Raw genomic sequence first — 19,261 nt, 5'->3', positions numbered from 1 at the left:
GTCCTTTTTCTCCCTCTCGTTCGACTTAGGTATGAATAGAACAAAAATGATGATGGAGATGTTATGACGCTCTTACGCGCCTTTCGTAAAGCAACCCCTTTAGCCATGGCGATACAGCTCAGCCTGCTGTCGACAGTCGGTCTCACGACAGGGATGGCCCACGCCGCAACGGCTCCCGCCACCGCACGCTACGATATTGCTGCTGGCGAGTTAGACAAAGCGCTCAACCACTATGCCGCCCGCAGCGGGATTACGCTGTCGGTCGATGCCAGCCTGACGCAGGGTAAACGTAGCAACGGCCTACACGGCGACTACACCATTGACGGCGGTCTGAAAGCCCTGCTAGCGGGTAGCGGTCTGCAACTGAAGGCGCTGGGCGATAACGCCTGGACGTTGGAACCGATCCCAGCGGCAGCGGAAGAAACGCTGACGGTCGTCGGCGACTGGCTGGGTGAAGCGCGTGAAAATGACGTCTTTGAACATGCGGGCGCACGCGATGTGATCCGTCGTGAAGACTTCGCCAAGACCGGTGCCACCACGATGCGCGATGTCTTAAACCGTATGCCGGGCGTGTATGCGCCGGAAAATAACGGCACGGGCAGCCACGATCTGGCCATGAATTTTGGTATTCGCGGCCTCAGCCCACGCCTCGCCAGCCGCTCCACCGTGCTGATGGACGGCATTCCAGTACCGTTTGCCCCTTACGGTCAGCCGCAGCTTTCCCTTGCGCCCATCTCACTTGGCAATATGGACGCCATTGATGTCGTGCGTGGCGGCGGTGCTGTGCGCTACGGGCCACAGAGCGTCGGCGGCGTCGTAAACTTCGTCACCCGCGCGATCCCGAAAGAGTTTGGCATTAGCGCTGGCGTAGAAGGTCAACACAGCCCGACCTCTTCACAGCACAACCCGAAAGAAACGCACAATCTGCTGGTTGGCGGCACAGCGGATAACGGTTTTGGCTCGGCGCTGCTCTATTCCGGCACGCGCGGTAGCGACTGGCGCGAACACAGCGCGACGCGCATTGACGACGTGATGCTGAAAAGCCGCTACGCGCCAAACGACGTGCACACGTTTAACAGCCTGCTGCAATATTACGATGGCAGCGCCGATATGCCGGGCGGCCTGTCGCGTGCCGATTACAATGCGGACCGCTGGCAGTCAACGCGCCCGTACGATCGCTTCTGGGGGCGTCGTCAGCTTGCCAGTCTGGGCTATCAATACCAGCCGGATCAGCAGCATAAATTCAATATTCAGGGCTTCTATACGCGCACGCTGCGCAGTGGCTATCTGGAACAGAATTCGATCATTACCCTGTCGCCACGCGAATATTGGGTACGCGGCATCGAACCCCGCTACAGCCAAAGTTTTACCCTCGGATCTTCCGCTCATGAAGTGGGCGTCGGCTACCGCTATGTCAGCGAGTCCACCCATGAGGTGCGTTACTTCACCAGCACCGCCAGCAAGACGGTGCCAAGCGCCAGCAGCCCTATCGACCGCGAAACCCGCGCGGGTACAGAAGCGCACGCCTGGTACATCGACGACCGCGTTGATATCGGCAACTGGACGATTACACCGGGAATGCGCTTTGAGCACATCAAATCTCATCAGGACAACACGCTGAAAGGCACGGGCGAAGCAGTCAGCTACAACGCCCCGCTGCCCGCCTTGAACGTGCTCTACCACGTTAACGAGAGTTGGAATCTTTATGCAAACACCGAAGGATCATTCGGCACCGTACAGTACAGCCGAATTGGCAAGGCTGCTCAAAGCGGCAAAGTGGAACCAGAAAAAGCGCGCACCTGGGAAGTCGGTTCCCGCTACGACGACGGCGCGCTGACGGCAGAAATGGGCGTTTTTCTGGTTAACTTCAATAACCAGTATGACTCCAATCAGACCAACAACACCGTCACCACGCGGGGAAAAACCCGCCATTCTGGGCTGGAAACACAGGCACGTTATCACCTTGCCGAGCTGTCACCCCGCTTAGACGCGGTATCGGTTTATGCGCGCTATTCCTATGTGAATGCGGAAATTCGCGAAGCGGGCGATACCTACGGTAATCAGGTGCCCTTCTCTTCAAAACACCGGGGAGGATTCGGTGTCGATTATCAGCCGGGCAACTGGACGTTCAACCTGAACAGCGAGTTCCAATCCAGCCAATTCGCCGATAACACCAACACAGTTGCCGAAAGCGCCGATGGCAGCGCCGGACGTATCCCCGGCTTTATGCTGTGGGGCGCACGCGCGGCCTACGACTTTGGCCCGCAGTTCTCGGACCTCAATCTGGCCTTTGGTGTGAAAAACCTGTTCGACCACGATTACTACACGCGCTCGAACAGCGATGACAACAACAAAGGGATTTATGCCGGTCAGCCCCGCACCTTCTATATGCAGGGCTCGCTGAAATTCTGATCGCCACACACTCGCCGGGCACCTGCCCGGCCTGACTAACAATCGTGACTTATTCGATCACGATAATAGTGGAGTTACGCTATGTTTGATCTTATTCGCGTTGCACTGATTGCAACACTTTGTCTGTTCGGACTGGGCCGCGCCAATGCCGTAACGGTGCAGGATGAGCAGGGTTCCTTTACGCTCGACACGCCGCCTCAGCGCATTGTGGTACTGGAGCTTTCTTTTGCCGATGCGCTGGCGGCGATAGATGTCAGCCCGGTCGGCATCGCCGATGACAACGATCCAGACCGGATCCTGGCAGATGTCCGTGAGCACCTAAAACCCTGGCATTCCGTAGGCACACGCGCGCAGCCGAGCCTGGAAGCTATCAGCGCGCTGAAGCCTGATTTGATTATCGCCGACAGCAGCCGTCATAGCGGCATTTACGCGGCGCTGAAAGCGATTGCACCGGTACTTCTGCTGAAGTCGCGCAACGAAACCTATGAAGAAAACCTGCACTCTGCGGAGATCATCGGCAAAGTACTGGGGAAAGACAGCGCGATGCAGGCTCGTCTGGCCCAGCATCGCGAGACGATGAAAGCCTACGCCGCACAGCTTCCCAAAGGGACGAACGTGGTCTTCGGTACCTCGCGTGAGCAGCAGTTTAACCTGTATTCCAGCGACGCTTACACTGGCAGCGTGTTGGCCGCACTCGGCCTGAGCGTCCCGAAACCCATCAACAACGCCCCGATGGCTTCCATCAATCTGGAGCAGCTGCTGGCGATTAACCCACAGTGGCTGATTGTGACGCACTATCGCGAAGAAAGTATCGTGAAACGTTGGCAGCAGGATACGCTCTGGAACCTGTTGGAAGCGCAGCAAAAACAGCAGATTGCCGCCGTTGACAGCAATGCCTGGGCGCGGATGCGCGGCATTTTTGCCGCGGAACGCATCGGCAGCGATACGGTGAAGATTTTTAAGCATCAGCCCGTTAGCGTCAGCAGCGAGCAATGAGGCAAGGTTTTCACCCATTTTGGCGTTGGGGATTACCGATAGCGGCACTGCTGGGCGTGTTTTGGCTTAGCCTGTTCTGTTATTCCGCGATCCCCATTCCCGCCTTGAGTGCCGTCAAAGCGCTGGTAACGGGATCGTCCTCTTCACTACCCGAGGCGCTGGTGCTCAACCTGCGCCTGCCACGCAGTCTGGTTGCCGTCCTGATCGGCGCCAGTCTGGCATTGTCCGGTGCCCTGCTTCAGACCTTGACCCATAATCCTCTGGCTTCTCCTTCTCTGCTGGGCATCAACAGCGGCGCGGCACTGGCAATGGCGCTGACCAGCGCGTTCAGCTCTTCACTCTCCGGCTACCCTATCGCCTTTGTTGCCGCCTGCGGCGGCGGTCTGTGCTGGCTGATAGTGATGGCAGCGGGTGGCGGCTGGCGACAAACGCTCGATCGCAATCGGCTGATTCTGGCGGGCGTTGCGCTTTCCGCCCTGTGCATGGCCTTAACACGAATTACGCTCCTGCTGGCGGAAGATCACGCCTATGGCATTTTTTACTGGCTGGCGGGCGGCGTATCTCATGCGCGCTGGGTGGAATTCTGGCAGCTCTTCCCGTTTGTCATCACCGTCACTCCCGTTGTCCTGCTGCTGGCTAACCAGCTTAATCTGCTGAACATCGGTGACGTCAGCGCCCATACGCTGGGCGTCAACTTAGGCAGACTGCGCCTGATCCTCAATCTGGCGGTGCTACTTCTGGTGGGTGCCTGCGTGAGCGTCGCCGGTCCGGTAGCGTTTATCGGCCTGCTAATACCGCATCTGGCACGTTTCTGGATCGGTTACGACCAAAGAAAGCTGCTCCCCATGAGCATGCTGATGGGCGCGGCGTTTATGTTACTGGCCGACCTGCTCGCCCGTGCGCTCGCCTGGCCGGGCGAACTGCCTGCCGGTGCGGTACTGGCACTGATCGGCGCTCCCTGTTTCGTCTGGCTGGCAAGGAGGCGAGGATAATGCGCCCCGTTATTGTGTTTGTTTCAATTACGCTACTGCTACTCGCCACCAGCATTCTGTCGCTGCGCATGGGCGCGATTCCGCTGCCGTGGTCGGCGTTGATGGGCGGCTGGCACAGCACCAGCGAACATCATTATGTACTGACTCAATACCGCTTGCCGCGCGTGCTGCTGGCGCTGTTCGTCGGCGCGGCACTGGCTATTTCCGGTGTGCTGGTGCAAGGGATTGTGCGTAACCCGCTGGCATCGCCGGATATTCTCGGCGTGAACCACGCGGCGAGTCTGGCGACCGTCGGCGCGCTGATGCTGGTGCCTGCGCTGCCGGTGATTTGGCTGCCGCTGCTCGCGTTTATCGGGGGTATCGCTGGGCTGCTGCTTCTGCGGCTCATCGCGGGTGCGTCATCCCCAATGAGGCTGGCGCTCATCGGCGTCGCGCTATCTGCCACCTGGGCAAGCGTCACCGATTACCTGATTCTCTCCCGCCCGCAGGATATCAACAACGCGCTACTGTGGCTGACGGGTAGCCTGTGGGGACGCGACTGGTCATTCGTCATGGTCGCACTGCCCGTTCTCAGCGTACTCATTCCACTCAGTCTGCGCTTTTGCCGCGATCTGGATTTGCTGGCGCTGGGCGACGACCGCGCCAGCACGCTGGGCGTGAATATCGGGCGCATTCAGTTTTGGGGATTGGCGCTCGCCGTCGCACTCGCCGCAACCAGCGTGGCCGTATGCGGGCCTATCGGTTTTATCAGCCTCGTGGTGCCGCATCTGATCCGCTATCTGGTGGGAGGACGGCACCGCTGGCTCCTCCCAACGTCTGCCGTTGCCGGTGCGCTGGTACTGCTGCTTGCCGATCTACTGGCGCGCACGCTGAACCCGCCGATGGAATTACCCGCAGGGGTGCTCACCGCCATTATCGGCGCGCCCTGGTTTTTTTGGCTTCTTGTGAGAATGCGCTAAATGGAACTGACAACACAAAACCTGACGGCGGGCTATGGCGACAAGCGTATTCTTGACGGCCTGTCGTTGTCGCTACCCGCCGGAAAAATTACCGCCCTGCTCGGCCCTAACGGCTGCGGTAAATCAACGCTGCTAAAGTGTTTCGCCAAGCTGCTTATCCCGGAATCCGGCGCTATTCAGCTCAACGGCAAGCCGCTCTCTGCGTTCTCCGCTCGCCAACTCTCGCGCCATCTGGCACTGTTACCGCAGCAGCATTTGACGCCAGAGGGGATCACCGTTCGTGACATGGTGGCCTACGGACGCAGCCCCTGGCTATCGTTATGGGGACGGTTATCGCAGGACGATCGCCAGCGCGTGCAGCTCGCAATGGAAAAAATGCACATCGTCGAGCTCGCCGACAAACGGTTAACCGATTTGTCCGGTGGCCAGCGTCAACGGGCGTTTCTGGCGATGCTACTCGCGCAGGATACGCCTGTCGTCCTGCTCGATGAACCGACAACCTATCTTGATATCAATCATCAGGTCGAGTTAATGAAGCTGCTACGTGAACTCAATCAGGCCGGCAAAACAGTGGTGACCGTGCTGCACGATCTGAATCAGGCCAGCCGCTACTGCGATCATCTGGTGATGCTGGCGGGTGGTCGCGTAATGGCACAGGGCTCACCGCACGAAGTCATGAAACCGACATTACTCCAGCAGGTGTTCAGCATTGATGCGGAGATCCATGCCGAGCCAGTCTCAGGCCAACCAATGTGTGTGGTGCGGTGATAGCCTCCCGTCATTCTGCACCAAAAATAAAAGACCGCGCGGCCAGCACCACAGCGGTCTTTATGTTATTGACGTCATCATTCAAGAGCGTTTGCGCCCGGCTTCACACCATGTAGCGGGGAAAACCTGACATTATTTTCCTTCGAACTTCTTAATATCATCCGAAACAAAGATAGCTTTGAATTCATGGATGTCATAATGAGCCAAATCTAAGGGGTAATAAACATCCTCGGCGAGAATGTTATCTAAAGCCTCTCGATTTTCCGCCTGTGCAATAATGACACCAGCGTGATGTTTATCTTGATAAGGACCGAGAATTAAAAAATTTCCTTCTTCGAAATGTTTGGCAAACCAGTGGCGATGTTGCTCAAAACGTTTAGCCGCCGTTTCTTCATCGGCATGACTGTCTTTTAGGGAAATATTAATCAGGAACATATTACCACCTTAAATATTGTTTATCGTTTGGACGAGCGTTTCTGCATGGGCTAATGCGCGTACCCGCATCTCAGCACGCTGCTCTTCGCTTTTAGCGATATAAGATAGGTTTCCCGTATACACATATCCTGCCCATTCCATTCGACAGAGATTGGCAAACTGTTTGAGCGGTGGAAGGAAGTCCTCTACAGGATAGCTTTGTATTCCGCCATATTGATACATGCTTTCGGGAGCACCCGATGTAAAGGAAAGGAGTAGTTTCTTTCCTTTCACTTTATCGCCAGTAGAACCGTGCGAAAATCCATGAATAAAAACATCCTCAATCCATTTCTTCATTAATGAAGGAACGCCGTACCAAAAGAAAGGGAACTGGAGGACGATAATGTCAGTATTAATCAATCGTTCCTGTTCTTTACGAACATCGAAAACATAATTAGGGTATAGCTTGTCCAAGTGAATCTGAATCGCCTCAGGAAGCGCATGTTCCAGATTCTCAAGAATGATTTTATTGGCAAAAGAGTTATCTAAATCGGTATGCCCGGAAACAATCAGTACATTTTTCATATAGCATTCTTTTTCAAAATTACATTCATAAACCTAATAGAGTAAGCTCTTATTCTCGCGAGAGAGCTTCTTGTACAGCAGTGATAGATATTTGGCCTGCTATGCGGCAAATCCACCATCAACCGCATAGTCAGAACCCGTCACGAAACAGGCTTCTTCTGAAGCCAGAAATGAAACGACATACGCGACATCTTCAGCTTTTCCAAATCGCCCCAGTGGTACGATACGCTGCACGGCTGCAATATGTTCTCTCTGCTCTTCTTCTGATAAGCCAGCTTTTTCATAAATAGGGGTTTCGATAGGGCCTACGCTTACTGAATTGACACGTACCCCGTCCGAGGCCAGCTCTTTCGCCCATACGTGAGTTAACGTATTCAGCGCAGCCTTACTGGAAGAATATACCGACATGTTAGGTAACGGATTATTTGCAACAGCAGAGGAAATATTCACCACATTGCCTTTATGCTGTTTTAATAAGGGAAGAGATTGTCTGGTTAGGTCAATCACGCCGCGAACATTCACGTTAAACACACTGTCAAATTCAGCGATATCAAGATCCTCGAGAGGTGTCACTGGCGCAACGCCGGCATTGTTCACCAGAATATCCAGCCTTCCCAAACGGTTTTTAATGTCCTGCAACACACGCGAAACATCCGCTGAAATACTTATGTCTGCTTTTATATAAGAAATCAGTGAATTTTGTTTTGCTGATGCTTTTAATGCTTCGATATTGCGCCCCAGAATCACCACATTGCAGCCATGATCAGCCAAATGCTTAGCAATGGTACGCCCAATACCAGAACCGCCACCGGTGACTAAAGCAACTTTATCTTTAAATTTTTCGCTCATGATTCACTGTACTCCTTACATAATTTAAAAGCAGTAAATAGTTTAAACCCCTGTTTTATAGCCGAGCATTCATGATGAAAATGTAGATTCACTATTAATAAGGCATGGGGGAACCGACCAATATATGCGTCACCAACGTCGCGAAGTCGCTTTCATTTCATTTAATCAATCAGGCTAGGGTCACCTATATTCCACGCGATACCATGACCTCTGTCCATAGTCTGAATTAAATCCATGTCATTTTGATCGATATTGAATCCGAATAGGTCGAGGTTTTGACGCATTCTAGTCGGATTAAGGCTTTTTGGCAGCACCGCATATCCCTGTTGAATCGCCCATCTTAAAAGGAATTGCGCCTCGGTGACATGATACTTCTTCGCTAAATTAAAGAATACGCCATCATCGACAATCATTTCCGACGTTTTAGCGCTCGTTTCACCCGGTTTATTTCTCCAGGTAGATAATGGCGCCAGGCTGCTGTATGCAATAGGAGTAATATTATTATTACGCAGATAGCTGACAAGCTCCGTTTTTTGTGACCACGGATGAAGCTCTATCTGATTAACTTCTGGTAAAGGTAAGCCCGCATTTTTTATTTCTTCAATATGCTTGATGCTATAGTTGCTTACGCCAATACTGCGAGCCTTACCGCTGTTTTTGATCTCAAGCAGTGCGCGCCACTGCGAAATTCGTTCAGTGCCGCCGTGGGGAGAATGAATAAGATACAGATCGATATAATCAAGTTCTAGCTTATCGAGGCTTTCATTAAAAGCAGCCATTGTCTCACTATAAGATTTGACAGTTTCGCCCCAGGCAGAATATCCCGGCCACAGCTTCGTGGTAACAAACAGCTCATGTCGTTGAGCGCCAGTCCTTGCCAAGCCTTTCTTAATACCTGTTCCCACAGCTTCTTCATTCTGATAAACAGAAGCGGTATCAATATGGCGATAGCCAAGCTCAATGGCGTTAAATACGGCCTCTCCGGCATTACTACCTTCGAGTTGGAAAGTACCAAATCCTATCGTTGGGATTTTTACATCATCGTTCAGGTTGATGTGGGTATCACACTTGTACATTGCAGCCCCTCATTGAGTGGATTGATTTACAGCTATCATGTCTACTTGCACGGTGATAACTCGCCAATATGACGATGCCCTGTAGATCAGTTGAACTTAATTTCCTGAGTATCATAAACGTTCATTTGTGGATGTTAAGACCACCTCTAGTTGAACGATTATTAACTTAAGGTTGTTAGTGATTGTGCTGATAACGCGTTATAATTTATGTTCAATTCAAATAAATTCACTTTATATCAAATAGATAACCGCAGGTAGAATGCAGATGGAACTCTCTCAGCATGTCCGAGCTATTTTATCGTTTGTTGAAGCTGCCGATGCCGGAAGCTTTGCTGCCGCATCTCGTCAGCTGAAAATTAGTCCGGCGGCTGTGAGCAAAAATATCGCCAATCTTGAGAAGGTTCTTGGGGTACGCCTGATGAACAGAACCACGAGAAGGCTGGCGCTAACAAAAGAAGGAGCCGTGTTTCTTGAGCAAGCCCGCATCGCGTTGAGTGCGCTAGAGAACGCGGTTGATATGATCGTCACTGAAAAGCTGGAGCAGCGGGGTCATGTAAAAATTTCAACAAGCGCCGCGTTTGGCGCTGAATTTATCGTGCCTGAACTTCCAGAATTAATGAATCAGTATGCTAATCTGACGGTAGAGGTGGATTTTGATGATAGGATGACGGACTTAGTCAATGACGGATATGATATCGCTATTCGAGGCGGCCGTATTATTGATTCTTCACTTATATCAAGACCCATTTGCCAAATGAATGCCATTCTTGTTGCCTCCCCCGATTATCTTAATAAATATGGTATTCCCCACACACCCTCTGAGCTTAAAAAGCATGTGCTGATTGCGCGGAAATTCCTTAGCGGTCGTCTCTCTCCCTGGGGATTTAAAGCAAAAGATCACAGCCTGAGTTTTATTGAACCAACGGGCGCTAAAATTACGCTTTCCGAGCCGGCATCGTTAGCAAGATTAGCCGCATTGGGATTAGGTATTGCTCAAGTGGGCGTTCATAATGCCATGCCATATTTAGAAACTGGGAAACTGAAAATTGTGCTATTTGGCCAGCATGATGCGGGCAGCTACGAGATGGCCATTCAATATCCACATCGGGCATTGATTGCTCCACGGGTACAAATCACCGTTGAACATTTACTGAGCAAACTGAAAAATAACAAAGTCTTAAATGTCCCTCTCTCATCACTGTCTCACTATTGCGTCGGTAACTCTCCCGATGACGCTTCGTAAACGTAGCAGCAGCGCAACCACCTCATAAAAATATTTATGCCCCCTCAAAAATAGCCTTGTTAGCCGCGAACCATCGGAACCGCTACTCTGCCAGTGTGACATGGAACCAATACACATAGCGGGAACACCACTATGGCGATTAGCTCAAACCATCAGGATTTAAGGAAGCGTGATATGGGATTAAAATTGCATCATCTTAATGATTCGCGGTCTGTGCGTATTCTCTGGCTGCTTGAGGAAGCAGGGATACCTTATGAGCTTGTCAGATACCAGCGGGATGAAAAAACACATCTGGCACCGGCCTCATTGAAAGCGATTCATCCTTTAGGTAAATCGCCGCTGATTGAAGAAGATGGCAAGATCATCGCAGAATCCGGCGCTATCGTTGAATACCTGATTAATCGCCATGCAAGACACTTAGCCCCAGATGCAAACACAGCCGAATACATTGATTATCTGCAATGGATACACTTTGCGGAAAGCTCCGCCATGCTGCCGGTTTTATTGAAGATCTTTGGCGAGTTTGAAAAGAATACTGGCACCACGCTGAATTTCCTTGAGGATTACGCTGACAACGAATTCGAGAAAGTCTTTTCATTTTTAGACGACTCATTATCTTCACGGGAATTTATCGTGGGCGATACGCTGAGCGGTGCGGATATTATGCTGGGCTTCGTTATTAATACTGTTGTAGAACGACTCGTTCCCGGCGAGCGCTTCCCAAATATTCAGCGCTATTCTCAGCGGCTGAAAAACCTGCCTAGCTGGCAAAAAGTTCAGGCCCTTGAATCACGCGAAAAATAAGGAATAAGCGCGAGGCATCACGCCATAATTTAGAAAAATTACGAGCGGCCTCGCGCGCCTAAACTATTGTGGAAAACGCCGAATTTCATCCTCAAATTTTGCTTTAAGAAAGAGATCGTTAATATGGCGAGAGGAAACAATTCTGGCCGTTTTTATTAGATCAAACGCGGCTGTCTGAGCCATAGCCAAAAGATATTGATTATTAACACTATTTCTATTTAGGTAATTGTCCATATTTCGCATTCTTTGCGTTAAAGAACATTGATTGTTCGCCGATTTGACTTAACCCTCACCTTATCGACCTTATACCTTTTCCAGGCAAACTTGCGAGCCGCCTCGCGCGCCTGAGTAATAGAGGAAAAATCGCATACGCATCCCTGTCTCAGTCTGGTAACGTCGTCTGACGCCAAATAACGGCCACCAGTGGTAAGATAGCGCATTCGCGGGTGATGTTTTTCATCCGTCAGTCAGTATACTTCTGGCATTCCATTTCAATGCTCAGGTGATGTGCCATCAGCAAGGTTGACCATCAAACCCAGCGCCATCACTTGAACGAACAAAAGCGTTAAGACTGAGTAAAATCAATATGAAAGATTCTACCGACAAGGATTTCACTGCCCACACTCCCATGATGCAGCAGTACTTTAGATTAAAGGCTGAACATCCGGAAATCCTGCTGTTTTACCGCATGGGCGATTTTTACGAGCTGTTCTATGACGATGCCAAGCGGGCTTCTCAACTGCTGGATATCTCGCTGACGAAGCGCGGTGCCTCCGCAGGGGAACCGATACCGATGGCAGGCGTTCCCCACCATGCCGTTGAAAACTACCTTGCCAGACTGGTGCAAATGGGCGAATCCGTTGCTATCTGCGAACAGGTTGGCGATCCCGCCACCAGCAAAGGTCCGGTAGAACGCAAAGTTGTACGTATCGTCACGCCAGGAACCATCAGCGATGAAGCGCTATTGCAGGAAAAGCAGGACAACCTGCTGGCCGCAATCTGGCAGGACGGTCGGGGGTTCGGTTATGCCACTCTGGATATCAGCTCAGGACGCTTTCGCGTGAGCGAACCGGACGATCGGGAAACCATGGCGGCTGAGTTACAGCGCACCAATCCGGCGGAATTACTCTATCCTGAATCCTTCGAATCGATGGATTTGATCGAAAATCGCCATGGGCTTCGCCGCCGTCCGCTGTGGGAATTTGAGCCCGACACTGCACGCCAGCAGCTCAATCTGCAGTTTGGTACCCGCGATCTGACCGGTTTTGGCGTAGAGCAGGCAAAGCTCGCACTGCGAGCCGCCGGATGCCTGCTGCAATACGCGAAAGATACCCAGCGCACCTCGCTGCCGCATATCCGCGGAATTACGATGGAGCGCCAGCAGGACGGCATCATCATGGATGCGGCCACCCGCCGTAACCTTGAACTGACGCAAAATCTGTCCGGCGGCGTGGAGAATACGCTGGCCGCTGTATTGGACTGCACCGTGACGGCAATGGGCAGCCGGATGCTGAAGCGCTGGATTCACATGCCCAGCCGCGATATTGATGCGCTCAAACAGCGCCAGCAGGCTATCAGCGCGTTGCAGGACATCACGCCCGATCTGCAACCCTATCTGCGACAGGTCGGCGATCTGGAGCGTATTCTGGCGCGACTCGCGTTGCGCACGGCACGCCCACGCGATCTGGCGCGTATGCGCCACGCTTTCCAGCAGTTCCCCGATATTCGTGAGCAGCTTGCACCACTGGATACCGATTCCGTTCGTCGTCTGGTCAGCCTGATTGGCCAATTTGATGAGCTACGTGATTTGCTGGAACGCGCCGTTGTCGAAGCACCACCTGTGCTGGTACGTGACGGCGGTGTGATAGCGCCGGGCTACCATGCAGAGTTGGATGAGTGGCGCGCGCTGGCTGACGGTGCCAGCGATTATCTGGATCGTCTGGAAATTCGCGAACGCGAAAAATTGGGGCTTGATACGCTGAAAGTCGGCTTCAATGGCGTACACGGCTATTACATTCAGGTCAGCCGTGGCCAAAGCCATCTGGTGCCAATCCACTATGTACGCCGCCAGACGCTGAAAAATGCCGAACGCTATATCATCCCCGAACTAAAAGAGTACGAAGACAAAGTTCTGACCTCGAAAGGCAAAGCGCTGGCGCTGGAAAAAGCGCTCTACGATGAGCTTTTCGATCTGCTGTTGCCTCATCTGGAAGAGCTTCAACAAAGCGCTGCCGCGTTAGCAGAATTGGACGTTCTGACGAATCTGGCCGAACGTGCCGATACGCTGAACTACGTCTGCCCGACGCTGAGTGATAAGCCCGGCATCAAAATTACGGGCGGTCGTCACCCCGTTGTCGAACAGGTACTTCGTGAGCCGTTTATTTCGAACCCTCTGTCGCTAGCACCACAGCGTCGTATGCTGATTATCACCGGCCCCAACATGGGCGGTAAAAGTACCTATATGCGTCAGGCCGCACTGATTGTGCTGATGGCGCACATCGGCTGCTTTGTGCCTGCGGATCAGGCGGTCATTGGTCCTGTCGATCGTATTTTCACTCGTGTGGGTGCCGCCGATGACTTGGCCTCTGGCCGCTCTACCTTTATGGTGGAAATGACAGAAACGGCGAATATTCTGCATAATGCCACGGAAAACAGTCTGGTATTGATGGACGAAATCGGGCGCGGAACCTCAACCTATGACGGCCTGTCGTTGGCCTGGGCCTGTGCCGAAAATCTGGCGAACCGCATTAAAGCAATGACGTTGTTTGCAACGCACTACTTTGAACTGACCACTCTGCCGGAAAAAATGGAAGGCGTGGTGAATGTGCATTTAGATGCGCGCGAACACGGTGATACCATCGCCTTCATGCACAGCGTACAAGATGGCGCAGCCAGCAAAAGTTATGGCCTTGCCGTCGCCGCACTGGCTGGCGTACCGAAAGAAGTGATTAAGCGCGCACGCCAGAAACTGAAGGAGCTGGAAACGCTATCGAATAATGCGTCATCCAGCCATATCGATGGCGCGCAGCTGGCGCTGCTGAGCAATGACGAACCGTCACCGGCAATTGAAGCGCTGGAAGCCATCGATCCTGATGCGCTCACGCCGCGCCAGGCGTTGGATTGGCTTTATCAGCTAAAGAAAATGCTCTAACACGAGTTAGAGCGAGGCAAATCGATACAAAAAAGGCACTGAAATCAGTGCCTTTTCTTTTTAACGCTGCGTTAGTCTATCTGTGTATCGCAGTTTGCCCGCGCGTTCATGCGTGCGTTATCGCTGCTGTTAGGGACCACTGCTTTCACCATCTGACCTTCTTCCATTGATGGAATCACGGCAAAATGCGCAGTAAAGGAAACCAGCACCGGTTCACCTGCCGACGCCGTCGTACGAAGATACAGCCTTTCCAGCACGGCATTGCTCGCCACTACAAACGTTTTCCCCGTTGCGCAGTCAGAGAACGTCGCGGCATCCGCCAGATAGCGGTACATCCCCTTCATCGACATCGGTGTATCCGGCAATGCCTGTTCGGTTGCCGTCAGTTGGCGAGGAAGAGAAGAATTGATGGGTAACCCTTCCCGATCAAGCATTTCAAGAGAGTTATCAACCGGGCGGAAGTAACGTTTTTCGCCCGCACTATCCGTCAACACCAGCTTGTCGGCAGTGCGCCGCCATTGCCCATAGGAAGCAAACGTGTTGTTGCCCTCTCGTGTCGTTTGATACTGTTCGCGCAGCACAAAAGTCCCGTCTTTTTCCAAAAACAGTGACGTATCAATTCCCCCGCAGTCCGCACAGGGTAAAACGCCACGATAACTTTGCGCCATTGGTTTAAGGGGCTCTTCCTGAACTTGCGAGCGGGTATGACACCCGATCAACCCAGAAATCCCTGCAATCAACAGCACACCGATAGCCAGTTTTTTCATCATTATTTTCCCGCCGTCTCTGCCCTGTTTTTATCGTTTTGACTCAACGATCTGGAATATATCCAATCTATTATCATCCCTGAGTCTGAGGAATTTTCCACTCAGAAAATGCTATTTCCAGACTATTCTTATCGTCAGACAACCAGATCGTGCCTTCCTGTATCGTTGCCTGCAATGCCATGGTGCGTTGAACCAGTCCGGCAAGCTGAGCCAGCTGATTATCATCCAGAAAACGGATAGCCAGATTCTTGTACCCAGAAACCTTGCCCGATATTGTACTCCACCAAACCTGTGCCGCACGCTCGCTATAGGCGTACAACACCACGGAACGGGACTGGTTACAGGCTTTCTTGAGCCGTTTTTCATCCGGTAGGCCTAGCTCAATCCACAGTTCCAGCTCCATCGTATCGTTACGTCGCCAGATTTCCGGTTCGTCATCTGCGCTGAGCCCTTTGGTAAAGCGCAGGTTTTCATCAGCATGGCAAATCCACGCTAAAAGCCGCAGCATCATGCGCTGCTCGGTTTCAGACGGATGCTGCGCTATCGTCAGGTTCGCGTCGTGAAAAAAATTCCGATCCATATCGGCAATATTGATTGCTGCTTTGTAAACCGTTGCTTTTAATGCCATCAGTAACCTCGTCTTTATTCCCTCCTAGTTTACTTGAGTTAGCGCCATCCTCACAGTAAAGGTGATATCTGCCACGTAACCGATAGATTAGGCCTCTAAGGACTACTGATATCCTGTTAGTGCCTATGCTATAGTCGGTTTGATAAATAGAGTTTATCTTCGTAGGCTTACAACATCGCGCACCGTAGCGAGTGATGATGCATGAATATCTACCGAGCTAAGCTTTTAAGGGAGGATATAGTGCAAGAATACTGTGAATTAGTACGTCGCTTATACGCAGAGATCGCCAGTGGCGATCTGGGCTATATACCCGATTCGCTGGGTTGTGTTTTAAAAACCCTGGATGGCATTGCCGCGAATGATGCGTTGCCATCCTCCGTCAGGGAACAGGCCGCTTTTGCCGCCGCTAACTTATTGGTGAGTGATTATGTCAATGAGTAATGAATATCAACCCATCAACTGTGATGATTACGACAGCCTGGAAGCCACCTGTCAGCAGAATTTGACGCTGACGCTGGAACTACGCAATGGTGAAGTTGTGACCGGTAAAGCCAGTGATATGATCTCACGTAAGCAGGTCGAATATCTGGTGATTGAAGCCTCAGGCACAACGCGCGAGCTGCGTCTCGACCACATCGTCAGTTTCAGTCATCCTGAAATCGGGAAGGTCGTCGTCAGCGAATCCTGACAGACTTCTCCTTTCATTCAGCGGCAAACGCTGAATCAATGCTTCCCAAACGGACAACGCAGGTTGTCCGTTTTTATTTCAGCGCTTTTGCCTCGGGCTTTTCCCTCAGCTTTTTTCCCTAGCTTATTTTTCCCAAACAATGCGCCATACAGGCTGGTTTTCTCTCGCCTGCCCTTCTCGCGTGACGAATCGTCCCACTGCCGCAATCAGTTGCTCGTTGTAGAACACCAGCGGCGTGCGGTCGCGCCACCAGGGCGGAACGCCCAGCTCCTGCCAGAGTTTCTTGATTTGTCGTCCGTGGGCTCTGCCGACAATATGCACGGTTCCACTGGTCGAAAAACGGATACTCACCGACTCACCATTTTCCGGCGCACGAACCGCCATACCGCTATCAGCCAGTGACAGCGTGCCCAGATTATCGGGTAGCGATAACGGGCATGACGGCGACGGCCACGGGATAATCGGGTCTTTTAGTGACGACATCAGCGGCAGCAGATAGAGGTGCTGACGAAAACGGCGAACCTGCATCTGATTCAGTTGCAATACCGGTTCCGCATCCTGCCGGCTCATTGCGACTTCATCCCAGAGTCGCTGTAGCTGTTCACGCGCGGGCATCATCGCCCCTTGCTGCGCCAGCCAGCGACGCAGGAGTGCAAAACGACGCACCGGACTTAGCGGCACCAGACCGGCAATACTCAGCGCACCATCCGGCTGGCATAACGCCTGCAATGACTCCTCCAGCAACTCATCTAGCAGCTGTTCCTGTTCGGCACAAAGCTCGGCGCTACGCGCTACGGCGGAGGAGAAATGCGGCCAGCGCTGCGTCAATCGCGGTAAGATCTGATGGCGTAGAAAATTGCGGTCAAAACGTTCATCCTGATTGCTGTCGTCTTCAATCCAGTCAAGCTGATGCCGCTGCGCATACGCTTCCAACTGCAAGCGAGAAATACCTAACAGCGGACGCAACAGTCGATGATGACCCAGCGTACTTTGCGCCGCCATCGCAGATAACCCAGCAGGCCCGCTGCCGCGTTTAAGCGCCAGTAAAAAAGTTTCGCTCTGATCATCCAGATGCTGCGCTGTCAGCAAGGTTTCACCCTCTTGCAGATGCGCTTGCAAAGCCTGATAACGTGCCGTTCTGGCCGCAGCTTCGATACCGCCGTTCTGCGCTTCAACCGTCACCGACAGCGAGGCAAAGGGCACCTGCCAGCGTTCACACTGCTGACGACAATGTTCAGCCCAGATATCGGCCAGCGGATTTAAACCATGATGAATATAAGCCGCACGAATGGGTAGCCCAGAACGCTGACGCAGAACCACCAGCAGATGCAATAGCACGCTAGAATCCAGACCGCCGCTGTAGGCCAGCAGGATCGACCCGCATCCGGCTGTTTGCGTCGCGATCGTCTGGAGCAATCGATCATCAGGTTCGGTGCGGTCCACGGTATCAGATCTCATACAGTTCTAAAGGCAAGCCGTCAGGATCGGAGAAAAAAGTGAAGCGCTGCTGCGTTTCAGGATCGATCCGGACAGGTTCACAGATAACGCCAGCCTGTTCCAGCGAGACGACGGCTTGTTCAATGTCAGCCACCGCAAAGGCCAGGTGGCGCAGGCCGCAGGCTTCCGGGCGGCTCACGCGCGCAGGTGGATGAGGGAAAGAAAATAGCTCAATGGTATAACACCCATTCAGCGAGAGATCCCCTTTCCACGACTGCCGCGCTTCGCGGTAGACCTCGTTATTCAACGTAAACCCTAGCACATCACAGTAAAACGCCTTGCTGCGTTCATAGTCAGAGGCAATAACCGCAATGTGGTGGACATCGAGCAGCTTCAACATGCTTCAAACCCTCATAGCAAAAAATCCGCTGTCATTTCTGACAACGGATTTTCAAAGTAACGCCAGAATCACCTGATTAATAACACATCAATCAGACAATCACCTTATCAGCAATAACCACTGTACTTAACAGTAACCATAGTTCATCAAACGCTGATAACGGCGGTTCAACAGCTCTTCTTCTGTCAGGCCGTCGAGATCGAGCAGGTCGGCCAGCAGCTGTGCTTTCAGAGATTCTGCCATCGCTGGGACGTTACGGTGCGCCGAACCCAACGGCTCAGGAATCACGGTATCGATCAGCTTCAGCTCTTTCAGACGCGGCGCAATGATGCCCATGGCTTCTGCTGCCAACGGCGCTTTATCTGCGCTCTTCCACAGGATAGACGCACAGCCTTCCGGTGAAATCACCGAGTAGGTGCTGTACTGCAGCATGTTGACCTTGTCGCCCACGCCGATAGCCAATGCACCACCGGAACCACCTTCACCGATAACGGTACAGATGATTGGCACACGCAGCGTCGACATTTCACGCAGGTTGCGCGCGATAGCCTCAGACTGACCGCGTTCTTCTGCGCCCACGCCCGGATAAGCTCCCGGCGTGTCGATGAAGGTGATGATCGGCATCTTGAAGCGATCGGCCATTTCCATCAGGCGCAGCGCTTTGCGATAGCCTTCCGGTGCAGGCATGCCGAAATTACGGCGAATCTTTTCTTTGGTTTCGCGTCCCTTCTGATGACCAATGATCATCACCGGACGCCCATCCAAACGGGCAATCCCGCCAACAATGGCTTTATCATCGGCATAGGCACGATCGCCAGCCAATTCATCAAAGTCGGTAAAGATATGCTTAATATAATCAAGCGTATAAGGACGTTGTGGATGGCGCGCTAATTGCGCAACCTGCCAGGCACCCAAATCGGCGAAGATTTTGCGCGTCAGTTCAACGCTCTTCTCACGCAGGCGCTGGACTTCTTCGTCCAGATTAATATCTAATTTTTCGTCTTGACGGCTGACTGCGGTCAGCGAGTCAATTTTCGCTTCCAACTCTGCAATCGGCTGCTCAAAATCAAGAAAATTCAGACTCATAGTATT

19 protein-coding genes are annotated in these 19,261 nt (G+C 52.4%); 10 read left to right on the top strand and 9 right to left on the bottom strand.

Going from position 1 to position 19,261, the window contains the following annotated elements:
- Positions 1-63 precede the first annotated feature (63 nt).
- From fecA to fecE, 5 genes are all read left to right on the top strand, one after another.
- Positions 64-2,412: a TonB-dependent Fe(3+) dicitrate receptor FecA gene (gene fecA, locus NXT09_RS18680; RefSeq protein ID WP_268580835.1), complete on the top strand. Its 2,349-nt coding sequence runs from the start codon at positions 64-66 to the stop codon at positions 2,410-2,412.
- Between the two features lie 81 nt (positions 2,413-2,493).
- Positions 2,494-3,408 carry a Fe(3+) dicitrate ABC transporter substrate-binding protein FecB gene (locus NXT09_RS18675; RefSeq protein ID WP_268580834.1) on the top strand — a complete coding sequence of 305 codons (915 nt, stop codon included), beginning with the start codon at positions 2,494-2,496 and terminating at the stop codon, positions 3,406-3,408.
- Positions 3,405-4,400, top strand: a complete 996-nt coding sequence (gene fecC / locus NXT09_RS18670; protein WP_268580833.1) for an iron-dicitrate ABC transporter permease FecC — start codon at positions 3,405-3,407, stop codon at positions 4,398-4,400. The genes NXT09_RS18675 and fecC overlap by 4 nt, the downstream gene beginning before the upstream one ends.
- The gene (gene fecD / locus NXT09_RS18665) at positions 4,400-5,359 is read left to right on the top strand and encodes a Fe(3+) dicitrate ABC transporter permease subunit FecD (protein ID WP_268580832.1); all 960 of its coding nucleotides are present in this window, start codon (positions 4,400-4,402) and stop codon (positions 5,357-5,359) included. The genes fecC and fecD overlap by 1 nt, the downstream gene beginning before the upstream one ends.
- A complete protein-coding gene (fecE, locus tag NXT09_RS18660; RefSeq protein ID WP_268580831.1) occupies positions 5,360-6,127 on the top strand; it encodes a Fe(3+) dicitrate ABC transporter ATP-binding protein FecE in 768 nt (255 codons plus the stop codon).
- Positions 6,128-6,259: 132 nt separating this feature from the next.
- On the opposite strand, the gene NXT09_RS18655 is transcribed toward fecE, so the two are convergent.
- From NXT09_RS18655 to NXT09_RS18640, 4 genes are all read right to left on the bottom strand, one after another.
- Positions 6,260-6,562 (bottom strand): YciI family protein, encoded by a 303-nt coding sequence (locus tag NXT09_RS18655; RefSeq protein ID WP_205552895.1) that lies wholly within the window; start codon positions 6,560-6,562, stop codon positions 6,260-6,262.
- Positions 6,563-6,571: 9 nt separating this feature from the next.
- The gene (locus NXT09_RS18650) at positions 6,572-7,126 is read right to left on the bottom strand and encodes an NAD(P)H-dependent oxidoreductase (protein WP_268580830.1); all 555 of its coding nucleotides are present in this window, start codon (positions 7,124-7,126) and stop codon (positions 6,572-6,574) included.
- A gap of 99 nt (positions 7,127-7,225) precedes the next feature.
- Positions 7,226-7,975 (bottom strand): SDR family NAD(P)-dependent oxidoreductase, encoded by a 750-nt coding sequence (locus tag NXT09_RS18645; RefSeq protein ID WP_268580829.1) that lies wholly within the window; start codon positions 7,973-7,975, stop codon positions 7,226-7,228.
- Between the two features lie 161 nt (positions 7,976-8,136).
- The gene (locus NXT09_RS18640; RefSeq protein WP_268580828.1) at positions 8,137-9,051 is read right to left on the bottom strand and encodes an aldo/keto reductase family protein; all 915 of its coding nucleotides are present in this window, start codon (positions 9,049-9,051) and stop codon (positions 8,137-8,139) included.
- 265 nt (positions 9,052-9,316) lie between these two features.
- Between NXT09_RS18640 and NXT09_RS18635 the strand changes: the two genes are divergently transcribed.
- The 3 genes from NXT09_RS18635 (at position 9,317) to mutS (ending at position 14,249) form a co-directional block, all read left to right on the top strand.
- Positions 9,317-10,294, top strand: coding sequence for a LysR family transcriptional regulator (locus NXT09_RS18635; RefSeq protein ID WP_268580827.1), 978 nt, complete (start codon positions 9,317-9,319; stop codon positions 10,292-10,294).
- A 174-nt stretch (positions 10,295-10,468) separates the two neighbouring features.
- Positions 10,469-11,098: a glutathione S-transferase family protein gene (locus NXT09_RS18630; protein WP_268580891.1), complete on the top strand. Its 630-nt coding sequence runs from the start codon at positions 10,469-10,471 to the stop codon at positions 11,096-11,098.
- Positions 11,099-11,684: 586 nt separating this feature from the next.
- Positions 11,685-14,249, top strand: coding sequence for a DNA mismatch repair protein MutS (gene mutS / locus NXT09_RS18625; RefSeq protein WP_268580826.1), 2,565 nt, complete (start codon positions 11,685-11,687; stop codon positions 14,247-14,249).
- A gap of 71 nt (positions 14,250-14,320) precedes the next feature.
- On the opposite strand, the gene nlpE is transcribed toward mutS, so the two are convergent.
- Both nlpE and NXT09_RS18615 read right to left on the bottom strand, forming a co-directional pair.
- On the bottom strand, positions 14,321-15,016 hold the full coding sequence (nlpE, locus tag NXT09_RS18620) for an envelope stress response activation lipoprotein NlpE (protein WP_080718567.1): 696 nt from the start codon (positions 15,014-15,016) through the stop codon (positions 14,321-14,323).
- Positions 15,017-15,089: 73 nt separating this feature from the next.
- The gene (locus tag NXT09_RS18615) at positions 15,090-15,644 is read right to left on the bottom strand and encodes a YaeQ family protein (RefSeq protein WP_205552913.1); all 555 of its coding nucleotides are present in this window, start codon (positions 15,642-15,644) and stop codon (positions 15,090-15,092) included.
- 240 nt (positions 15,645-15,884) lie between these two features.
- Here NXT09_RS18615 and NXT09_RS18610 point away from each other — a divergent pair, with 240 nt between their 5' ends.
- Together NXT09_RS18610 and rof are read left to right on the top strand one after the other, a co-directional pair.
- On the top strand, positions 15,885-16,085 hold the full coding sequence (locus NXT09_RS18610; protein WP_010285748.1) for a YaeP family protein: 201 nt from the start codon (positions 15,885-15,887) through the stop codon (positions 16,083-16,085).
- Positions 16,072-16,332, top strand: a complete 261-nt coding sequence (rof, locus tag NXT09_RS18605) for a Rho-binding antiterminator (protein ID WP_029367608.1) — start codon at positions 16,072-16,074, stop codon at positions 16,330-16,332. The genes NXT09_RS18610 and rof overlap by 14 nt, the downstream gene beginning before the upstream one ends.
- Before the next feature lie 123 nt (positions 16,333-16,455).
- Here the strand turns inward: rof and tilS are convergent, their stop codons facing one another.
- From tilS to accA, 3 genes are all read right to left on the bottom strand, one after another.
- On the bottom strand, positions 16,456-17,790 hold the full coding sequence (tilS, locus tag NXT09_RS18600; protein WP_268580825.1) for a tRNA lysidine(34) synthetase TilS: 1,335 nt from the start codon (positions 17,788-17,790) through the stop codon (positions 16,456-16,458).
- Positions 17,780-18,169, bottom strand: a complete 390-nt coding sequence (locus NXT09_RS18595) for a VOC family protein (RefSeq protein ID WP_268580824.1) — start codon at positions 18,167-18,169, stop codon at positions 17,780-17,782. Before NXT09_RS18595 ends, tilS begins: the two co-directional genes overlap by 11 nt.
- A 126-nt stretch (positions 18,170-18,295) precedes the next feature.
- Positions 18,296-19,255, bottom strand: coding sequence for an acetyl-CoA carboxylase carboxyl transferase subunit alpha (gene accA, locus NXT09_RS18590; protein ID WP_010296434.1), 960 nt, complete (start codon positions 19,253-19,255; stop codon positions 18,296-18,298).
- Positions 19,256-19,261 lie beyond the last annotated feature (6 nt).

Source organism: Pectobacterium jejuense, assembly GCF_026800125.1.
Taxonomy (GTDB): Bacteria; Pseudomonadota; Gammaproteobacteria; order Enterobacterales; family Enterobacteriaceae; genus Pectobacterium; species Pectobacterium jejuense.
Note: the sequence above shows the minus strand (reverse complement) of the source record. Positions and strands in the feature narration are given on the sequence as shown.

Excerpts from the sequence above, each read along its gene's own strand:
- NXT09_RS18640 (WP_268580828.1), bottom strand. The coding sequence starts at position 9,051 with ATGTACAAGTGTGATACCCACATCAACCTGAACGATGATGTAAAAATC.
- tilS (WP_268580825.1), bottom strand. The coding sequence starts at position 17,790 with ATGAGATCTGATACCGTGGACCGCACCGAACCTGATGATCGATTGCTC.
- mutS (WP_268580826.1), top strand. The coding sequence starts at position 11,685 with ATGAAAGATTCTACCGACAAGGATTTCACTGCCCACACTCCCATGATG.
- NXT09_RS18630 (WP_268580891.1), top strand. The coding sequence starts at position 10,469 with ATGGGATTAAAATTGCATCATCTTAATGATTCGCGGTCTGTGCGTATT.
- NXT09_RS18615 (WP_205552913.1), bottom strand. The coding sequence starts at position 15,644 with ATGGCATTAAAAGCAACGGTTTACAAAGCAGCAATCAATATTGCCGAT.
- fecE (WP_268580831.1), top strand. The coding sequence starts at position 5,360 with ATGGAACTGACAACACAAAACCTGACGGCGGGCTATGGCGACAAGCGT.
- fecA (WP_268580835.1), top strand. The coding sequence starts at position 64 with ATGACGCTCTTACGCGCCTTTCGTAAAGCAACCCCTTTAGCCATGGCG.
- fecC (WP_268580833.1), top strand. The coding sequence starts at position 3,405 with ATGAGGCAAGGTTTTCACCCATTTTGGCGTTGGGGATTACCGATAGCG.
- accA (WP_010296434.1), bottom strand. The coding sequence starts at position 19,255 with ATGAGTCTGAATTTTCTTGATTTTGAGCAGCCGATTGCAGAGTTGGAA.
- fecD (WP_268580832.1), top strand. The coding sequence starts at position 4,400 with ATGCGCCCCGTTATTGTGTTTGTTTCAATTACGCTACTGCTACTCGCC.
- NXT09_RS18645 (WP_268580829.1), bottom strand. The coding sequence starts at position 7,975 with ATGAGCGAAAAATTTAAAGATAAAGTTGCTTTAGTCACCGGTGGCGGT.
- NXT09_RS18655 (WP_205552895.1), bottom strand. The coding sequence starts at position 6,562 with ATGTTCCTGATTAATATTTCCCTAAAAGACAGTCATGCCGATGAAGAA.
- NXT09_RS18650 (WP_268580830.1), bottom strand. The coding sequence starts at position 7,126 with ATGAAAAATGTACTGATTGTTTCCGGGCATACCGATTTAGATAACTCT.
- rof (WP_029367608.1), top strand. The coding sequence starts at position 16,072 with ATGTCAATGAGTAATGAATATCAACCCATCAACTGTGATGATTACGAC.
- nlpE (WP_080718567.1), bottom strand. The coding sequence starts at position 15,016 with ATGAAAAAACTGGCTATCGGTGTGCTGTTGATTGCAGGGATTTCTGGG.
- NXT09_RS18635 (WP_268580827.1), top strand. The coding sequence starts at position 9,317 with ATGGAACTCTCTCAGCATGTCCGAGCTATTTTATCGTTTGTTGAAGCT.
- NXT09_RS18595 (WP_268580824.1), bottom strand. The coding sequence starts at position 18,169 with ATGTTGAAGCTGCTCGATGTCCACCACATTGCGGTTATTGCCTCTGAC.
- NXT09_RS18675 (WP_268580834.1), top strand. The coding sequence starts at position 2,494 with ATGTTTGATCTTATTCGCGTTGCACTGATTGCAACACTTTGTCTGTTC.